The following is an 18,037-nucleotide window of genomic DNA, read 5'->3' on the forward strand; positions in this document are numbered from 1 at the left end:
GGTTAAACTTTTATTTTGTTTTGAGATATAAAAAAGCCCCATTGCGATACTGTCACAATGGGGAAAGTTATAAACTATTTTACTAATAAGGCTTCTAACTTCTGTAAACGAGACTCTAACTCTTCATTCTTTGCTTTTAGGTCTTTTACTTCTTTATCTTTTTCTAAAAGGTGTAAGTAAAGTTCCTCTATCTTCTCTACATTCGTCAATTGAGTTGCCATAATATCTACATAACCTTGCTTTTTGATTTCTGCAGCAGATTGGTACCCTGGTAAATGCCCATTAGCTTTTACAAAGTCTTCCACTTGGCTAAGGGTTTTAAAGCTATAATCTGCTTTAATGCTAGAAGTACCTGTATAATACTTTTGGAACACATAGTCTGGGAAGATAGAAGCATTAGAGCCAATAAAGCCTGTTGCCTTAACATTACCCGCAACTTCTAATTTTTCTGCTGGAGCTTCTACCCCTATACCTACATTATCTCCAAAATGAATTTTTCCAGCATTGGTATAAATCGAGTAGTTTAATTCTGAACCTTTATTTACGTTGTCTAAGAATATTCCGTACATTTTGACCGGAGAAAATGCTGCATTCAATTTGTGCCAAAATCTAAACCCATAAAAGTTTTCTACATTTGCTGCTCCATCTGCATACGCGTAAGTAGATACTCCAGCATAACTTTTAACAACAGCTCCTTCACTGAAAACTCCTGAGGCTCCTACTCCTATTGCTTCATCAGAAACATTACTACCTGTGTTTGCCCTGAAATAAGCATAATTAGCAAAGGCTCTATTAACTGTAGTGTTAGGTCTTACCATCAATTGAGCTCTATTTCCCATCATTTCATATAAAGTATTTGCTGACCAAGCACCATTTGTTGCCTCAGCTAAGCTTGATACCATTGAGTCTACTCCATACATATCATTTACTTTTCCTCCGAATATCTTAGGTTCTGCATATATCCCCTTCATAACTTTAGAAATCGCATTTTGATAGTTTCTCGGATACACTCTTAGTCCTTCATTAACCTCCATTACAGGCGCTACAGAACCATCAACCAACCCCGCTGCTGTATACACTGTACTTCCACCTAAATATTTTAAATTATTTGTGGTGTAGTTTCCTGCACTAGAAATATGTGCTATGATAGTACCTATATCTCCCGAAGAATTTCTTGATATTATTCTTGATTCATCTCCTATGTATGCCTTTGTTCCAACAGCCTCACCTAACGAAGGATGCTCATTATTAATAGTGGATAATTTTTGATTAAAATAGAAAAGACCTCTACTACCAGGTTTACCACCTAAAGAATTATTAGGAAAACGATTAGAACTGATTGCTGTGGAATTAGGAATAGATTTTTCATCAAACCCAACAAATTCTCCATCTTCAAAAAGAGATTCTTTAACTGCATCCACATTTCCAAAATTTAAATGCAAACCATTATCTGAATAATAAAATTTGTTTTGATCATCAGCTGCAGGTTTTAGATAAGTTTCTACAATATTGTTATTGGTTCTTTGAGCCCAAAGTTGGTCGTTAGCTTGGGTATCACTTAGTCTTACCCATTTACCATTAGTAATATTACCAATGGTTTTGCCTGTAGGATTAGAGAAATAGTAGAACCCTTTTTGTAGATTATCCGTTACCTGTATGTTAGTGTCTGAAGTCTTACCTCCCTCTTTAGTATTATACACTATCATACCATCAAAATAAGTAGGATAGTTAATCCCATCAGCAGCATTAACATCTAGTTTAAAGGTAGAAAGGTCAGTCTGAGGAAATAATAACCCTTTACCTATACTTGGTAATTGACTTTCTGTATTCTCTGAAGCATCTAAAAAAGTATTAGATTTAGGATCTATTGTTGTAGGTTGGTTAGTTTTTACTTGACCATAAGCTGTGGCTCCAGCCAAAAAACATAAAACGGATATATATTTTAAATTCATTTTAGTATTATTTTAAGTTAGTTGTGATTTTAAATATGGAAATTATCTTCCGATAGGATACCATGTTTTACCTGTACTTACAAAAGCGACTCCTGAACGATTAGCTAATGTTCCGAAATTATATGGATACTTATCACTTGTACCATCTAAATTTACTCCAGAGAAAGCTAATCCAATAGGAGTTCCATTGATGAGATAAATAATTCTACCTGGGTTAGCAGAAGCACTAGGCAATTCTATCTTACCACTTACTCCATCGTTAGTCAAAACAATCATATAATCGTACTCTGAGTAAGTTATAGCATCTGCACCATCATGGTTTCTAAGGTTAGCTCCTGCTTTCGCAACATTATACAAACCATTAACTCCCTGAGTCTGTGTCGCTGGATTCGTAGCGTCTTGTTGGTTATTAGGTACTACATATACCCTACTTTGAAGATATAAATTACCGTTTACATTTAGTTTTCCTGTAGTTCCTGTAGTAAAAGTCAGAGCATTGTTGTTTTGGTTAATAGTTGTCGCTTCCGTAAGTGCACCTCCTAGCTTAACATTACTAGAAGCTAAAGTAAGACCGTTAGTAGCCCCTACAGAAGAACCTCCTCCATTCTTTACCCACTTTGTACCGCTCCAGTAGTAATAGCCCTTTTCTGTAATGTCCGCTACTTTAGCATCAGAACCTGTATAGTCTGAAATATCATTTACATAGATAAGTGTAGACTCCTTAAGAGACATATCTGCATTAGTCGTCATTAGATAAGCCTTATTTTTACTCACATTAGGGATAATAAGTCCTTCTAAAGTTGTAGCAGCATTAGTAGATTTACCTTTAATTTCTAAAGTAGCACTAGGTTTATCATAATTAATCCCTACCTTACCGCTGTAGTCTTGACCGTAAACTACTAGTCCTAAACCTAAAAAGGCAAACACACTCAATTTTGTCGTTTTTGTTGTCATAAAATTTGATTTTAAAATTGTTGATATTTAAAGTTTATAGATGTTAGATATTGGATATTATATTTTAGAGGTTGGATGTTGGGCTTAAGGGTTGATGAAGCCATACTAAGTTCTAAACTCTCATATCTCACCTCTAACCTAAAAAAACGCCTTTCCCCTCTAAACACACACAAAATGAGAGGAAAGGCTGATATAGAAAGAGCAGAACGCTCTCTCTGAACACTAGAAGCACTAAACAAGAACGACCATGTTGTTTTAAAAAACAAAAATGCTTCTAGTAGATGGGTATATAAATTATCTTGTAAATAATACAAACACGAGAAACCTCCAATGAATACTGGCGGTATATTTTTTCTAAACGATAAAAGTTGAAATATTTTTCTAGATAATAGAAGACATATACACGAAACTATGTGTGTGTGTTTACACAATTATTCGGAAGTACCAAATTTTTGTGCAAGTTTTTTTTATTTTTTTGTATGTCGCTGATAGTGTATCGCATAAATCTAGAGCAAATGTATAAGCATTTTTTAATATATGCAAATTATATGTAGCAAATATTAAATCTCTAAGCCTACCCGCTTTTGCTCAATTAAAATATCCTGCTTACTTTTGTGGCTTTATAAGAGACTTTAATGAAACCTTTACATAGAATTTTAAGCTTCGCCAAACCGCATCAAAAGTACCTTTGGGGAAGTATGTTTTTTAATATTTTGTACTCTGTACTTCAAATATTTTCGGTGCTTTCTATGCTCCCTGTTTTAAGGATTATCCTAAGATTAGATAAAATAGACACTACCAAAGAGCCCTTCTACGATGGTAACATGAGTAATTATTTTGGTTACTTAAAAGATTTAGTCTATTATAAAATACAGGTATATAACGATATTTATGGCGGTAGCACCGTTTTGGCTTGGGTTTGTGTAATTACAGGTGTGGCGTTTTTGCTTCGTAATATCTCTAGATACCTTGGGTCTTTTCTCCTTGTAAACTACCGTGTGGGGATTACTAAAGATTTAAGAAGTGCCATCTATCACAAATTTCTAAAACTCCCTGTATCGTTCTTCACAGAACAAAGGAAAGGCGATATGATGTCCAGAATTTCTAACGATGTCGGTGCTATAGAAAGTGGTATTATGGGAGCCTTAGTAGATATTGTGAATGCTCCATTCATGATTATTTTTTCTCTCACCGCACTCTTCTTATTAGATGCCCAGCTTACGCTGTTTTCCCTGATTGTCTTCCCTGTGATGGGTTGGCTGATTTCGTGGGTGGGTAAAAGTTTAAAAAGACAAGCCAACTCGGCTCAAGAGGAACTCGGCAACTTATTCTCCTTAGTAGATGAAACTTTAAAATCTTCCAAAGTCATCAAAATATTTAATGCCGATAAAATCCTAGAAAAAAGATTTGATACCACCACCAATCTTTGGCAAAAATACGCCATAGGTATGAGCCGAAGACGAGAACTTGCCTCTCCAATGAGTGAGTTTTTAGGATCTATCACAATGTTGCTTATCGCTTGGTTTTCGGGCATCAGCGTTATCAACGGAACTAATAACGACCCTGCAACCTTCCTTATTTTCTTAGGAATTTTCTACCAAATCCTTGCTCCTGCTAAACAGCTATCTAATTCTATATCTTCTATACAAAGCGGAATGGCAAGTCTAGAGAGAGTTTCAGAAGTTTTAGATTATGATTTAAAAGTGGAAGAAACTGCCAATCCTGTTGCTATCCAAAATCTCAACCACAACATTGAGTTTAAGAATATCAGCTTTTTCTACGACCAAGACCATAAGATTTTAGAGGACTTCTCTATGTCTTTACCAAAAGGGAAAACCGTGGCATTGGTGGGTCAGTCTGGAAGTGGTAAAACTACCGTCGCCAACCTTTTGGCAAGGTTCTACGATGTTAATAAAGGAAGTATAGAAGTAGATGGCAACAACATCAAAGATTTAAAACTAAAAGACTACCGAAGCCTGCTAGGAATGGTTACGCAAGAGTCAGTATTATTTAACGATACAGTCTATAATAATATCTTAATGGGTAAGCCAGAGGCTTCCAAGGAAGAAGTCATCGCTGCGGCTAAAATAGCCAACGCACACCAGTTTATAGAAAGCCTTTCTGAAGGCTACAACACCAACATAGGCGATGATGGCAACAAACTATCAGGAGGACAAAAGCAGAGAATTTCCATCGCAAGAGCGGTACTCAAAAATCCACCCGTGATGATTTTAGACGAAGCTACCTCTGCCCTAGACACCGAAAGCGAAAGAGCCGTACAAGATGCCTTAGATAAAATGATGGAGAACAGAACATCGCTCATCATTGCCCACCGACTGTCCACCATACAAAAAGCCGACTTAATCCTAGTAATGGAAAAAGGCAAGGTAATAGAACAAGGCAACCACAACGACTTAATGGCTAGAAATGGTGTTTACAAAAAGCTAGTAGAGCTACAAAATTTTGATTAAATCTCCTTAACATTGGGAGGCTAAGATGATTTTCTTTTGTAAGATTAAATAAAAAGCCTTAGTTTTGCAAAGAAAGTGCTATGCCTATACAAGACAAAATTGTAGAATCTGCCATCACTTTTGATGATGTGCTTCTAGTACCGTCCTTTTCTGAGGTACTTCCCAATCAAGTTTCGCTTAAATCTCGTCTTACCGACAAAATAACGCTGAATGTGCCTATCGTTTCCGCAGCGATGGATACCGTTACCGAATCCGACTTAGCTATTGCTTTAGCTCGTGTGGGAGGTTTAGGTTTTATCCATAAAAATATGCCGATAGAGGAACAAGCCGCTCAAGTGAACAAGGTAAAACGCTCCGAAAACGGAATGATAGCCGACCCTGTAACACTTTCTAAAGATTACACTCTAAGAGAAGCCAGAGAGCTGATGGCCAGATACAAAATTTCTGGTCTGCCTGTGGTAGATGACAATAATACGCTTATAGGCATCATTACCAATAGAGATGTAAAATACCAAGAAAATTTGGATATGAAGGTGGAAGAGCTGATGACTAAAGATAATCTAGTAACTTCGGACAAGAATACCACTCTTGAAACGGCTAAAAATATCCTTCTAGAAAACAGAGTAGAGAAGCTCCCTATCGTTGATGAAAATTTTAAACTCGTAGGGCTTATCACTATTAAAGATATAGACAATCAACTAGAATATCCTCACGCCAATAAAGACAAAAACGGCAGACTCATCGTAGGTGCAGGTGTAGGTGTAGGCGAAGACACTATGGAGCGTGTAACCGCCTTAGTCAAAGCTGGGGTGGATATTATTGCCATAGATTCTGCACACGGACATTCTAAAGGAGTTTTAGATAAAATAAAGGAAATCCGACAAGCCTTCCCAGACCTAGATATCGTGGGTGGAAATATTGTAACCGCAGAAGCTGCCAAAGACCTCATTGAGGCTGGTGCTAATGTTCTAAAGGTTGGTGTAGGTCCAGGTTCTATTTGTACCACAAGAGTAGTAGCTGGTGTAGGTGTACCTCAACTTTCGGCAATATATAATGTGTATGAGTACGCTCAATCTAAAAATGTTGCTGTAATCGCAGATGGCGGAATTAAACTTTCTGGCGACATCGTAAAGGCTATCGCAAGTGGCGCTAATGCAGTAATGCTAGGCTCTCTATTCGCAGGAACCGATGAAGCTCCAGGTGAAGAAATTATTTTCCAAGGAAGAAAATTCAAATCTTACCAAGGTATGGGGAGCTTAGCTGCGATGAAAAGAGGCGGTAAAGAGCGTTATTTCCAAAGCGAAGCTAAAAAATTTGTACCCGAAGGCATAGAAGGTAGAGTGCCACACAAAGGTAAGTTAGAAGATGTGGTATTCCAGCTCACAGGCGGACTAAGAGCAGGTATGGGATACTGCGGTGCGAAAGATATTAAATCACTCCAAACCGATTCTAAAATGGTAAAAATAACAGGTAGTGGTCTTAAAGAATCTCACCCTCACGATGTGATTATTACTCAAGAAGCTCCTAATTACTCCTTGTAGTCATAAAAGTAAAAAAGCGATAATCAAGTTTTGATTATCGCTTTTTTTGTTAAATACTGATTTTTTGCTTGTCTATTTCAAAATAAAATTTAACTTTGCATCTCAAAGTTCTTTTATGATTAAAAATAATTATCAAGAAGATTTATCTCATATCCGCTCTATGATGGAGCGAAGTACTCGTTTCATTTCGTTAAGTGGTTTTTCTGGTATTTCAGCAGGGCTATTTGCAATACTTGGAGCGTCTTATGTTTATTTCTTATTTAAAAAGTCTGGTATTGAATATTTTAATCCTTATCAGAATATTGAACTTGCTCCACTTATCCCTCATTTAATTATTACCGCCATTGTAGTATTGGTTCTGTCCATTGGGTTTGGAATATTTTTTACCGTAAACAAGAGCAGAAAGAAAAACCTCCCTATTTGGACGAATACTACGAAAGATTTACTTTACAATTTATTTATGCCATTGGTTATTGGTGGACTATTTTGTATCGGACTGATGTACCATAGTTATTTTGTACTATTAGCTCCTGCTACGCTTATTTTTTACGGGTTGGCACTCATCAATGCTTCAAAATATACTTACTCTGACATCAAATTTTTAGGAATTACAGAGTGTATTATAGGAGTACTTTCTATGTTTTTATTAGGCTGGGGATTACTGTTTTGGAGTTTGGGTTTTGGAGTCGCTCACATTGTGTATGGGATTATTATGTATAAAAAATACGACTAGTCTATTTTACACTTTAAATCTATTTTATGATTGATATTAACCAACTCAACAAAGAATTTGAAAATAGGGTAAGACTAGGAATAATGTCTGTACTCATAGTGAATGAATGGGTTGATTTTACGGAAATGAAAACAATTTTACAAGTAACCGATGGTAACTTGGCAAGCCATAGTAATGCACTAGAAAAAGCAGGATATATAGAAGTGAAAAAAGAATTTGTAGGAAAAAAGCCTAAAACCTCTTACCACGCTACACTAGAAGGTAAAGAAGCATTTAGTAATCATATCAATTTATTAGAGCAACTTTTAAAAAAATAAACTTTTTTTTACTCTTTAACTTTGAAATTCAAAGAACTTTAAAATAAAAATATTATGAAAAAACATTATTTAATTTTCGGTAGCACACTTGTGTTTGTTATTCTTTTTTACCAAGAGAATCTCGGTGTCAATCTAGGAATTTTGGGAGTCTTACTAAGTCTTGTTACTCTCATCATCACTCCAAAACAAAGAAAAACCAAAACCTTCCTAACTCTCTTTGTGCTAAGTTTATTTTCGTCTTTTGCTTTTGCTTGGTATGGGGACTTTGTTTCTTTTGCCGCACTTATCATTTCCGTTTTATTACTTAGATATAAAGCTCAAAACAGAAATATGAAGGCAATCCTAGCACTTCCCATAGGCATTATAAACGGTTTTACATTTGTGTGCAAATTCTTTAATTTTGACTATTGGCTTGATGTAAAATCTTCTTCTTCAGACTCAAGAAAAGGACGATTATTTATCTGGCTTATTCCTTTGTTATTTTTTGTTACCTTTTTCTTCATCTACAGTACTGCTAGTAAACATTTTTCCGATTTGCTCAACTTTGATTGGAATCTAGATTTTCCTCAAATCCTTGCACTAAGTGCTTTAGGTTTCTACCTCACTTTTAACTATTGGTTATTCTCTGCTGAAAAATTTAGTTTAAAATACAACTGTTTACTTAGCAATCAATTTGAGAAAAATTTTCATTTAAAAAAGCCTACTTCCACCTATTTTTTTATTGATATAGATTCTGAAAGAATGAGCGGTGTAGCCTCTTTTGTTGTACTTAATTTACTTCTCCTCATCTTTATTTGCACCTTTAATTATGAACAATTTTTTGAAAACAGAATCTCTGCAAGTCAACTTTCTTCAGATACTCATCAGCGCATCAACACCATCATCATTTCCATTATTATGGCGGTATTGGTAATATTATTTTATTTTAAATCTCACTTTAATTTTGATGAAAAAGCCAAACACCTAAAACTATTAGCTAAAGTTTGGCTATTACTCAATGCTGTTTTGGTAATATCAGCAGGCATAAAAAACACTGAATATATCTTACATTTTGGACTTACTTACAAAAGATTAGGTGTTTATACATTCCTTATTTTATGCATCATAGGACTATTTTTCACCTATCTCAAGGTCATCAATAAAAAAACTAACGCCTACCTTTTCAACCATATGTTTTGGTATTTCTACGGCACTGTTCTAGTTTGCAGTTTCATCAACTGGGGAAGCCTAATTACGACCTATAATATAAATACTGGAAAAGGACAAGATTATGATTTTATCCAAGGTCTTAACTTTAATCATCAGCAAATTATTGATAACTACTACCGTAAAAATCCACAAATATATTTCCACGATAAGGAATATATGAAGCAAGACATCAAGAGTAACAAAAATAATTCGTTCCTATCCAAAAGCATTTATTATGAAACTCTGCCTTCTAATTTTTAGATAGCTATTACCTCTCATAAATACAAAAACCAAAGGATTTTCACCTTTGGTTTTTTAGTTCACTTTAATGGTTGGAAAGCTATTACTACTTATTACCTTCTCTTCTTTGAGCGTCTAGCACCGCTATTGTGGCTAAGTTTACAATTTCATCTACACTAGAACGCATTTGTAATACGTGTACAGGTTGTTTCAGCCCCATAAGGATAGGTCCTATGGTTTGTGCCACTCTCATTCCTCTAATAATCTTATACGAAATGTTAGCCGACTCCAAATTCGGGAAAATAAACACATTAGCTGGGGTATCTCCTAATTTAGAAAACGGATAATCTGCTAGGTGGTCAGAGTTCATCGCAAAATCTGGCTGAATTTCCCCATCTACCACCATATTAGGGTATTTCTTATGTAAAATCTCTACCGCTTTAGCTACCTTTTGGGAGGTCTCGGAAATACTAGAAAAATTCTCGTAAGACAACATCGCTATTCTTGGCTCTATGGCAAAAGATTTCACGGTAAGCTCCGACATTTTAGCAATATTAACTAAATCTTCCGCGGTAGGGTTTTTGTTAATGGAAGTATCCGCAAAAAATCTCGGCTTTTTCCCTGAAAGTATCATCATCATAGAGGCCACCTTATCCACGCCCGGCTCTTTTTCTATCACTTCCAAAACAGGCTTCAGTACAGAAGAATAATTCTTTGAGAAACCAACAATCAGGGCATCAGTATCACCGTGTTTCAGCATTAAAGGTCCGAAATAATCTCTGTTTCTCACAAACCTTTTGGCTTTATACTCGTTGATTCCTTTTCTATTGCGTAGTTTCCAAAGGGTTTCTCGGTACTTTCTTCTGTTCTCTTGCTGCTCCTCATCGTTAGGGTCTACAATCTTGACATTAAGCTCTATACCGAACTCCTTCATCTTCTCTTTGATGAGCTTTTTATCTCCCAATAAAATAGGCTCTGCAATGCCTTCTTCGTAAAGGATTTGTGCCGCTTTAATCACATTGTACTCTTCCCCATTGCCTAGTGCTACCCTCTTAGGATTAGAACGAGCCCTATTCTGCATCATTCTGATGAGTTTTTCATCTTTGCCCATTCTGTCTAAAAGATGATTTTCGTAGGCTTCAAAATCTTCTATGTTTTTTCTAGCAATACCGCTTTCCATTGCAGCCTTTGCTACTGCCACGGACACTCTAGTTATTAACCTATTATCAAAAGGTTTCGGAATGAAATAATCTCTACCAAAGCTCAACCCTTTAAGGTTGTAAGCCAAAATAACCGCTTCTGGCACTGGCTCCTTCGCCAAATCTGCAATCGCTTTTACGGCAGCGAGTTTCATTGCCTCGTTAATCCCTTTAGCCTGAACATCTAATGCTCCACGGAAAATGTACGGAAAGCCTAAAACATTGTTCACCTGATTAGGATAATCGCTTCGTCCAGTTGCCATAATTACATCACTTCTGGTGGCTTTAGCTAAATTGTAGTCTATTTCTGGCGTTGGGTTTGCCAAACCGAATACAATAGGATTTTCTGCCATAGAACTCAACATTTCTGCCGACATTACATCGCCTTTGGATAGCCCTACAAAAACATCGGCTCCTTTAAGAGCATCTTCTAAAGTTTCTAAATCGGTTTCGGCTACAAAGTCTAGTTTTTCAGGCGTTAAGTTTTGTCTTTTGTGATTGATAACGCCCTTGCTATCGCACATCAAGATATTTTCTTTTCTAAGCCCTAGCTCCATATAAAGTTTGGTACACGCTATGGCTGCCGCTCCTGCCCCATTTACCACGAGTTTTACATCTTCTATCTTCTTCCCTGCCAACTCTAGTGCGTTGATGAGCGCCGCCGCAGAGATGATTGCCGTCCCGTGCTGGTCGTCGTGCATTAGCGGAATATCTAGCTCTTCCTTTAGTCTTTGCTCTATATAGAACGCCTCTGGAGCTTTGATGTCTTCTAGGTTGATACCGCCAAAAGTTGGGGCTATCGCTTTTACAATCTGAATGAATTTATCTGGGTCTTTCTCGTCTATTTCAATATCAAATACATTGATGTCTGCAAAGATTTTAAATAGCAACCCTTTGCCTTCCATCACGGGTTTAGAAGCCTCTGCACCTATATCTCCTAAGCCTAAAACGGCTGTTCCGTTAGAAATTACTGCTACTAGATTGCTCTTCCCGGTGTATTCGTAAGCCATTGCAGGGTCTTTTTCTATCTCAAGGCAAGGCTCTGCCACCCCTGGTGAATACGCCAAACTTAAATCTCTCTGTGAGGAGTGTGGTTTTGATGGGATTACTTCTATTTTACCTTTAGGCTCTGCTCTATGATAATCTAAAGCGGCTTGTCTAAAGTTTTTTTCGTCTCTATTGGTTTTACTTGACATATAAATCGTTATATAATTAAGTTTAAATTTCTAGTATGTATTTTTTGTGATAATTTACCAAACTTTCTATGGGTCTTTGCACGATAGTCCCTACCCTAAGATTGAGTTCTGCCGCTGCTGCTCTTAAAGAATCTTCGTACACATAAGCTATGGAGCCTATAAAATTAATTTCGGCCTCTTTGGCTTCCTTGTAAGGCAACACGTGATAGTCTAAAAAGTTTTTCATTTCGTCAAAGACCAAATTTTGTAGATAGGGGTGCAGCTTTCTTTCGGCAATGAACTGATTAAAACTGGCTAAATAGGCATTAGCTCTAGGGTTATGATACATATTTTTAATCGCCTCTTCTATACTTAGGTTATAGGTATCTACAAAATCCTGATGCAAATCGGCAGGGAGCTTCTTCATAAAAAATCGTCTTAAAAGGTGCTTCCCTAAAGCACTGCCACTCCCCTCATCACCGATTAAAAACCCTAAGGAGGGCAAATCGCTTCTCACATTTGTCCCATCAAAATAGCAAGAGTTGGAGCCTGTACCCAAAATACAAACAATGGCAGGTACGCCTCTATAAGCGGCATAGGCTGCTGCTGTAAGGTCTTCGCTCACTACTATTTTTGCATTGGTAAATACCTTTTTTAGCTGCTGCTCTACCACCGCCTTATTCTCTGCAATGCCACACCCCGAGCCATAAAAGAATACTTGGGTAACGCTAGACTGAAGTTGGCTTAAATCCTGATTTTTCATAATTTCTTTCGGAATTAAATCAATCTGAATGATATTAGGATTAAAACCAATGGTTTCTGTCTTGAGTTTGAAACTTCCGTTGGGGTTAAGAATTACCCAATCACATTTTGTGGAACCTCCGTCTACGATAGCAATCATATTATAATAAAATTGACGGGCTAAGTTAGGAAATATATTTTAAAACGCACTGAACCTTACAAGAAATTCTGTCAAATAGAATAAATTGATATTTGACTTAGTAATAAAAATTGGTGGGATACAAAACCATCAATTACTACTCCAAAAATCAAACAAGAGATAGAAGCCCCAACCTAACTACCTGCCGCTAAGCCACACACTTGCTAACGGCTGATTTTCCCTCTGTACTCGTACGACATTTTTAACCTTTTTGTTTCTAATAAGTATCCTAAAATATGGGAATTTACCATTTATTGATAAATCTTTTCCATTGTTACCTTTTCTAAATTTAATTATTTCGAATTGCTCTGGATTAAACTTATGTAAAAATGTTATAGGTACTCCCATCCCCCCATCATAGTCCAAAGGAATATCTTCTGTTTTATCTACATTGATACCATCATAATTATCATATTTTGGATATTTATTTTCATTCCCGAAATACGTTTTTGTTAGTTTAATATCTTCGTGTCTTTTAAAATTGTCTAAATTGGTTAACCATAAACAATTATTTGGAGATACGATTCTATTTCCAAAATCATCTATTCTAGCTTCTGTACCATATAATTCATAGTGTTCTGGTACAATAAAGCCAGAGATTCCTCTGCCAAGATTTATTCCTAGCCAAGCTTTATTTTCTTTAATTAACTTAAAAATTTCCTTATAAGTGATGGCATTTATATTCCCAATAATTAGAAATTTTTTATTGTATTTAATCAATTGCTCCACAAATTCTCTAAATAGGGAAAAAGGAGGATTAGTAACAACAATATCAGCCTGTTTTAATAACTCTATACTTTCAGAGCTACGAAAGTCACCATCTCCCTTAAATGATTTTACTTCAATTGGTTTATTCTGTCCTAAATATTCAAAGAAAAATCCATTCTTCACATTGGTTGCGCTAAACAAATCTGTTTCTTGCCTCTGGTAGCAGGCCGTTATCAATCTTCTAAGTCCTAATTCTTTAAAGTTTGAAGCAAAGTATTTGTAGAAATTACTTACTCTTGGGTCATCACAATTACAATAAACCACTTTATCTTGAAAATGGCTTTTATAATGTTGTAATTCACTTTCTATATCACAAAGCTGTGTATAAAACTCATCACTTTTAGATTTTTTTGCTTTTTGTAATAATTTATTTGTTGCGTTTCTTGCCACTATTCTTTGCTTATTTATTTTTGGTAATTTGATTAAATAAATCGCTCCCTAATACCTTAAGAGAGGTTTTTGAAATTGTAAGCATAATATCAAACATCTCCTTATTATCCCACTTTTCTCCTTTTCCTTGTGTATAAATAGATGTTGCTTGGAGCATAATTGTTTTATCCTTGTGTTTAATAAATTTATTTACACATAAATTGGTGTTAATAGGCATTCCGTAATTTGCAGCAGTTAGCCTATCCAATCTGTTTAATATCCCTGAATTGTATTCAAGTCTTACTATTCTTCCATCTGGTCTTTCAATTGACACAGTTTCTGTTAAAAAATTAGAGCCTTCTAAAAACAAAACATAAGGAAAATGAGATTCTAAAAGCATAAAATTGGCTATTTCTGATATATTCTTATGCGATCTTTCTATCGCATTTCCTGCCGCCATCAAATCCTGATTATTAGCCTTACCAACCAACCTTCCTTTCCTAATATTTTCTATATCTTTACCCTGATGTTTAGCTTCTGACACTAAAATTATCCTCCAATTGCCATTATCATCTTTCACTTCAATTATTCCTCCATCGGGTTTAACGCTTGAATTTGGAACAAAGAGGGTCTGCCCTAGCTCTCCATCAATTTTTCTTAACGCCTTGTTTATTTCTTCTTTTCGTATGCTTGTTTTATATTGAAATGTTAGCTGTGGGTATTCTTCTTCAAGTTGCTTAATCACGAGATGCGATATTTCACCAAGTGTTAAATCGTGTAATTTTGCTTTTTCACCAAAAATACCAACTACTCCTTGAGACTTTTTATGTTGAACTGTCAATCTTGTTGATTGGTTCTTCTTAGCCATTATTATTTTATTTGTTATGTTCTACAAAAATACAAATTTATCTTTTATAGGAAAGGTTTAGGCTTATCAACAATCATTTACCTTACACTTTCGCCCCGAAAAATCCCAAAGGGAAGCCCACTCTCGCCTATCACCCCCAAAACGGGCTTTGATGCTAGGGGAAGGTGGGGTAAGCCCAAGGGCTTATTGAGGTTCTCGGCGGGGTCTTAGTAGAAGTGGACTTGGTGGTTGAGCTAAAACTCTTCGTAGATAACGGCAAAATTGGGGTTCGTAACGTACTCCTCTGGGTCTTTAACCTCGTACACTTCCTAAAAAACCAACACAACTTTCTAAAAGACCAACTCTAGTAGGCTAAAGACCCCGTACACTTTCTAAAAAACCAACACAACTTTCTGAAAGACCAACTCTAGTAGGCTAAAGACCCTGTACACTTTCTAAAAAACCAAGTCAGCCTCGTAATTAGCGAGGCTGACTTGATTTTTTAGGAACTCAAAATTATTCTTTAGGAGCCGCAGCTTTGTCTGCCCTTCTGCCACGACTAGCGAAAAACTGTGCCAGCTCTCTCTGCTTGGCTTCGTAGCCTGGCGCCGAAGTCCCTACCATAAAATTGGTATAGGCATAATCTACCAAGGCGTCTTGATAGTTATCATAATCGTGGAGGGTTCTGGCATTTTTAAGGTTTTGTAGCAGCGTTTCTAGCCTGTCTATAATGTTGGTGAGATGGGTACGGCTGCTAAAGTCTTTATCAAACTCTGCCCAATCTACCTGTGGTGTCTGTAAGCTAGGCATACTTTTGTGAAAATCATTCACTCGATTAACGAAGAGCTTGTTTTGCTCATTGATGCTACCGTACCTCTTGCGGTCTTCCGAGGTTAGATTTACATTTACTTCTGCCAGTTCTGCCTCTAGTTTGGCTAATGCTTCTACCACCTTAGCTACTTTGTCTTCGCTTAGATGGCTGTTTCTTAAGTTACTTAAACTCATAATTCATTAGATTTTTAGGTTAATGACTGATGGGGTCTTTCGCTGTTTGCCACCAGCTTTTACTTTTTTATACTTTGCCTTAATGGAGATAAGGCGTGGCTAATATAATAAATAATAAACATTAAAAGGAGCAAAAATGCTCCTTTTTTCTTAAACTCCCTTAATGAAATTGGCTACTAAAGACCTTGGATAAGCCCTGTATCTTCTTTTTTATCTTTATTCAAAAGGTTCGGGGTTTCTTTTGCTAGGCGGTTTTTAGTTGGGATTTTGTAGTTTATAGAAAGTCCGAAGCTACGGCTGTCCCACTTATTAAAGAGTACAACATTGGGCGTTTGTGCTAGAGAACGCACCTGCATTCTTTGTCCGTTTAAAATATCATTAGCAAATACCGAAACACTCAAACGGTCGTGCATAAACTTCTTGGAAAGTGTAAGGTCTAGCGTGTTCATAAACGGTTTATCGGCTACAAAATAGTAGTAGTTTCCGTTTGTTGTAAGGTATCCAAAATTAGCTACTAGCTTGATATCTTTCGGAAGTATAAACTGCGACATCAGGTTCAAAATCCAAAATCCTTTGGTTTTCACTTCTGGAATTTCGTGTTTTTGGTAGCCCGCATAGAGGTACATAAAGTTGATTTTATCTGGATTAAAATTCATCTTCATCACCTCGCTTAACGGTTTATGGAATAGCATAAACGGCAACGGAAGCCCTACATTAAAGTTGTGGATTCTAAATTGCGATAAATTCTCCTGACGATGAACAATCACATCTCCCTGACGAATAATCATCTGAATGAGCTGATTTTTAGCCACGCTTACATTATAGCCGATAAAGGCATAGTCAAACGCGGAAAGTTTAGCCTCATAGTTGTCAAAAATCGTCGGTTGGAGTTCGGGATTACCCGTCGTCCAAAGGTTTCCGTTAGCAAAGGTATTGTTGTTAGGGTTAAGGGCAGAAATGCTAGGCAGCGTAATTTTTTTGTTATAGTTTAAAGCAAAATAAACCTGCTTACCAAAGTTGTACTGTACGCTTGCATTGGGGAAAAACCTAAACTGATTAAAAGGGATTAGTTGTTTATTAGACTTTGTAGTTACATTGTAAGCCTCTCCTGAAATATCGTAATCTTCGGCACGAGTTCCTGCTATGAAATCAAATTTCCCTAAAGTGGCTTGTAACTCTACATAAGACGAGGCGGTTTGCCTTTGATAATCTAAATTGGTAATACCTCCAGACTGAGTATTAAAGTCTAGCTTCTCGTACAACCCACCAAAACTGATTTTACCTTCATCTAAAATATTTATCGGTTGAGAGTAATCTACCTTAAAAGTAGAAATTCTGGCATCTGATAGATTGTCTAATGTCAATTCACTTCTTCCAACGCCGTTAAATATTTGATTTTCCTGCTGGAATTTGTTATCATTCTTATTGAATGAAAATTTAAAATCTAATTTTTTATTTTTATCATCGAATTTCTTCTGATAAGTGGCGATAAACTCGTGTCTATCTCCCAATGAATTGGTTTCGTCTAATCTTTCGTAAGGCACTCCTAAAATAATACCGCTACTATTTGTTCTAGCATCATTGTTATTATGGTTAAGGTCGTAGTTTAACAATAATCTGTCTTGACCAATATCCAGAGTCATTGCCGCTTTAATAAAAGAACCACGCCCCCATCGGTCGGTAAATACAGAGGTAATATTATCGGTATTCCCTCTAAGTAGAGATTCTCTGTAATTTTGCCCCACATTAAGCTGCCAACCAAACCATTTATTTTTAGCGTTAAGTAAAACGGAGTTATTAGTTCGGCTGCGTACTTTTTCTTCATTGGTAAAAGAGTAATTGCCAGAATAAGTAGCTGTAAGGTAGTTTTTAGCTGTTTTGGAAGTGATAATATTAAGGATTGCTCCTCCAGAAGTTGCAGGAAATTCTGCCCCTGGTTGTGTGATAATCTCTATTCGTTCTATAGAATTAGCTGGCATACCTTCTAGAAAGGCATTCAGTTCGTTACTGGAAATATTCAGCGGTCTGCCGTCCATAAAGACCTCTAGCATTTTACCTTGATAAAGCATACCTGCCACATCAGATGACACAAGCCCCGGTAATTTTTTTATCCCATCTAAAGCTGTCCCTGAATTAAGTTGAGGCTGTTCCGAAAAATCAAAAATTGTTCTATCTGCTTTTTGTTCTACTGCCTTTTTGGTTTTGGTAATGGTAACTTCTTCTATCTTTTTCTCTTTTGAGCCACCTTTCTCTTGTGCCATCACATAAAATGAACTCACTAAAGACAATAGAATTAATTGTTTTTTCATTGTGTTATATTTTATAGCATGGTAGGTCG

Annotated in this window: 13 protein-coding genes; 5 read left to right on the plus strand and 8 right to left on the minus strand. The window is 36.3% G+C overall.

Annotated features, from left to right (window positions below; genetic code table 11):
- Positions 1-74 precede the first annotated feature (74 nt).
- Entirely contained in the window at positions 75-1,952 is a 1,878-nt protein-coding gene (locus D1J36_RS02100; RefSeq protein ID WP_154137263.1) for a hypothetical protein, read from the minus strand.
- Positions 1,953-1,994: 42 nt separating this feature from the next.
- Complete coding sequence (locus tag D1J36_RS02105) at positions 1,995-2,906, minus strand: hypothetical protein (RefSeq protein WP_252339410.1); 912 nt, start codon at positions 2,904-2,906, stop codon at positions 1,995-1,997.
- A 635-nt stretch (positions 2,907-3,541) separates the two neighbouring features.
- On the opposite strand from D1J36_RS02105, the gene D1J36_RS02110 reads away from it, so the two are divergent.
- From D1J36_RS02110 to D1J36_RS02130, 5 genes are all read left to right on the plus strand, one after another.
- On the plus strand, positions 3,542-5,377 hold the full coding sequence (locus D1J36_RS02110) for an ABC transporter ATP-binding protein (protein ID WP_154137264.1): 1,836 nt from the start codon (positions 3,542-3,544) through the stop codon (positions 5,375-5,377).
- 80 nt (positions 5,378-5,457) lie between these two features.
- Positions 5,458-6,918 (plus strand): IMP dehydrogenase, encoded by a 1,461-nt coding sequence (guaB, locus tag D1J36_RS02115; RefSeq protein WP_154137265.1) that lies wholly within the window; start codon positions 5,458-5,460, stop codon positions 6,916-6,918.
- 115 nt (positions 6,919-7,033) lie between these two features.
- The gene (locus tag D1J36_RS02120; protein ID WP_185147734.1) at positions 7,034-7,651 is read left to right on the plus strand and encodes a hypothetical protein; all 618 of its coding nucleotides are present in this window, start codon (positions 7,034-7,036) and stop codon (positions 7,649-7,651) included.
- 26 nt (positions 7,652-7,677) lie between these two features.
- Positions 7,678-7,968 carry a winged helix-turn-helix domain-containing protein gene (locus D1J36_RS02125; RefSeq protein WP_052911635.1) on the plus strand — a complete coding sequence of 97 codons (291 nt, stop codon included), beginning with the start codon at positions 7,678-7,680 and terminating at the stop codon, positions 7,966-7,968.
- A gap of 54 nt (positions 7,969-8,022) precedes the next feature.
- Positions 8,023-9,417 (plus strand): DUF4153 domain-containing protein, encoded by a 1,395-nt coding sequence (locus D1J36_RS02130; protein ID WP_154137267.1) that lies wholly within the window; start codon positions 8,023-8,025, stop codon positions 9,415-9,417.
- Positions 9,418-9,502: 85 nt separating this feature from the next.
- On the opposite strand, the gene D1J36_RS02135 is transcribed toward D1J36_RS02130, so the two are convergent.
- From D1J36_RS02135 to D1J36_RS02160, 6 genes are all read right to left on the minus strand, one after another.
- Positions 9,503-11,791, minus strand: coding sequence for an NADP-dependent malic enzyme (locus tag D1J36_RS02135; protein ID WP_154137268.1), 2,289 nt, complete (start codon positions 11,789-11,791; stop codon positions 9,503-9,505).
- Positions 11,792-11,813: 22 nt separating this feature from the next.
- Positions 11,814-12,671, minus strand: coding sequence for a BadF/BadG/BcrA/BcrD ATPase family protein (locus D1J36_RS02140; RefSeq protein ID WP_004916658.1), 858 nt, complete (start codon positions 12,669-12,671; stop codon positions 11,814-11,816).
- A gap of 177 nt (positions 12,672-12,848) precedes the next feature.
- A complete protein-coding gene (locus tag D1J36_RS02145; protein ID WP_252339411.1) occupies positions 12,849-13,868 on the minus strand; it encodes an adenine-specific methyltransferase EcoRI family protein in 1,020 nt (339 codons plus the stop codon).
- Between the two features lie 10 nt (positions 13,869-13,878).
- The gene (locus tag D1J36_RS02150) at positions 13,879-14,715 is read right to left on the minus strand and encodes an EcoRI family type II restriction endonuclease (protein ID WP_004916653.1); all 837 of its coding nucleotides are present in this window, start codon (positions 14,713-14,715) and stop codon (positions 13,879-13,881) included.
- Between the two features lie 495 nt (positions 14,716-15,210).
- Positions 15,211-15,699: a hypothetical protein gene (locus D1J36_RS02155; RefSeq protein WP_004916652.1), complete on the minus strand. Its 489-nt coding sequence runs from the start codon at positions 15,697-15,699 to the stop codon at positions 15,211-15,213.
- Positions 15,700-15,875: 176 nt separating this feature from the next.
- The gene (locus tag D1J36_RS02160; protein ID WP_154137269.1) at positions 15,876-18,008 is read right to left on the minus strand and encodes an outer membrane beta-barrel protein; all 2,133 of its coding nucleotides are present in this window, start codon (positions 18,006-18,008) and stop codon (positions 15,876-15,878) included.
- Positions 18,009-18,037: the final 29 nt, after the last annotated feature.

Source organism: Riemerella anatipestifer (assembly GCF_009670965.2).
In the GTDB taxonomy this organism is placed as follows: domain Bacteria; phylum Bacteroidota; class Bacteroidia; order Flavobacteriales; family Weeksellaceae; genus Riemerella; species Riemerella anatipestifer_B.

Coding starts and splice junctions, on each gene's coding strand:
- D1J36_RS02120 (WP_185147734.1), top strand. CDS start 7,034: ATGATTAAAAATAATTATCAAGAAGATTTATCTCATATCCGCTCTATG.
- D1J36_RS02130 (WP_154137267.1), top strand. CDS start 8,023: ATGAAAAAACATTATTTAATTTTCGGTAGCACACTTGTGTTTGTTATT.
- D1J36_RS02105 (WP_252339410.1), bottom strand. CDS start 2,906: ATGACAACAAAAACGACAAAATTGAGTGTGTTTGCCTTTTTAGGTTTA.
- D1J36_RS02110 (WP_154137264.1), top strand. CDS start 3,542: ATGAAACCTTTACATAGAATTTTAAGCTTCGCCAAACCGCATCAAAAG.
- D1J36_RS02100 (WP_154137263.1), bottom strand. CDS start 1,952: ATGAATTTAAAATATATATCCGTTTTATGTTTTTTGGCTGGAGCCACA.
- D1J36_RS02135 (WP_154137268.1), bottom strand. CDS start 11,791: ATGTCAAGTAAAACCAATAGAGACGAAAAAAACTTTAGACAAGCCGCT.
- D1J36_RS02160 (WP_154137269.1), bottom strand. CDS start 18,008: ATGAAAAAACAATTAATTCTATTGTCTTTAGTGAGTTCATTTTATGTG.
- D1J36_RS02125 (WP_052911635.1), top strand. CDS start 7,678: ATGATTGATATTAACCAACTCAACAAAGAATTTGAAAATAGGGTAAGA.
- guaB (WP_154137265.1), top strand. CDS start 5,458: ATGCCTATACAAGACAAAATTGTAGAATCTGCCATCACTTTTGATGAT.
- D1J36_RS02155 (WP_004916652.1), bottom strand. CDS start 15,699: ATGAGTTTAAGTAACTTAAGAAACAGCCATCTAAGCGAAGACAAAGTA.
- D1J36_RS02140 (WP_004916658.1), bottom strand. CDS start 12,671: ATGATTGCTATCGTAGACGGAGGTTCCACAAAATGTGATTGGGTAATT.
- D1J36_RS02150 (WP_004916653.1), bottom strand. CDS start 14,715: ATGGCTAAGAAGAACCAATCAACAAGATTGACAGTTCAACATAAAAAG.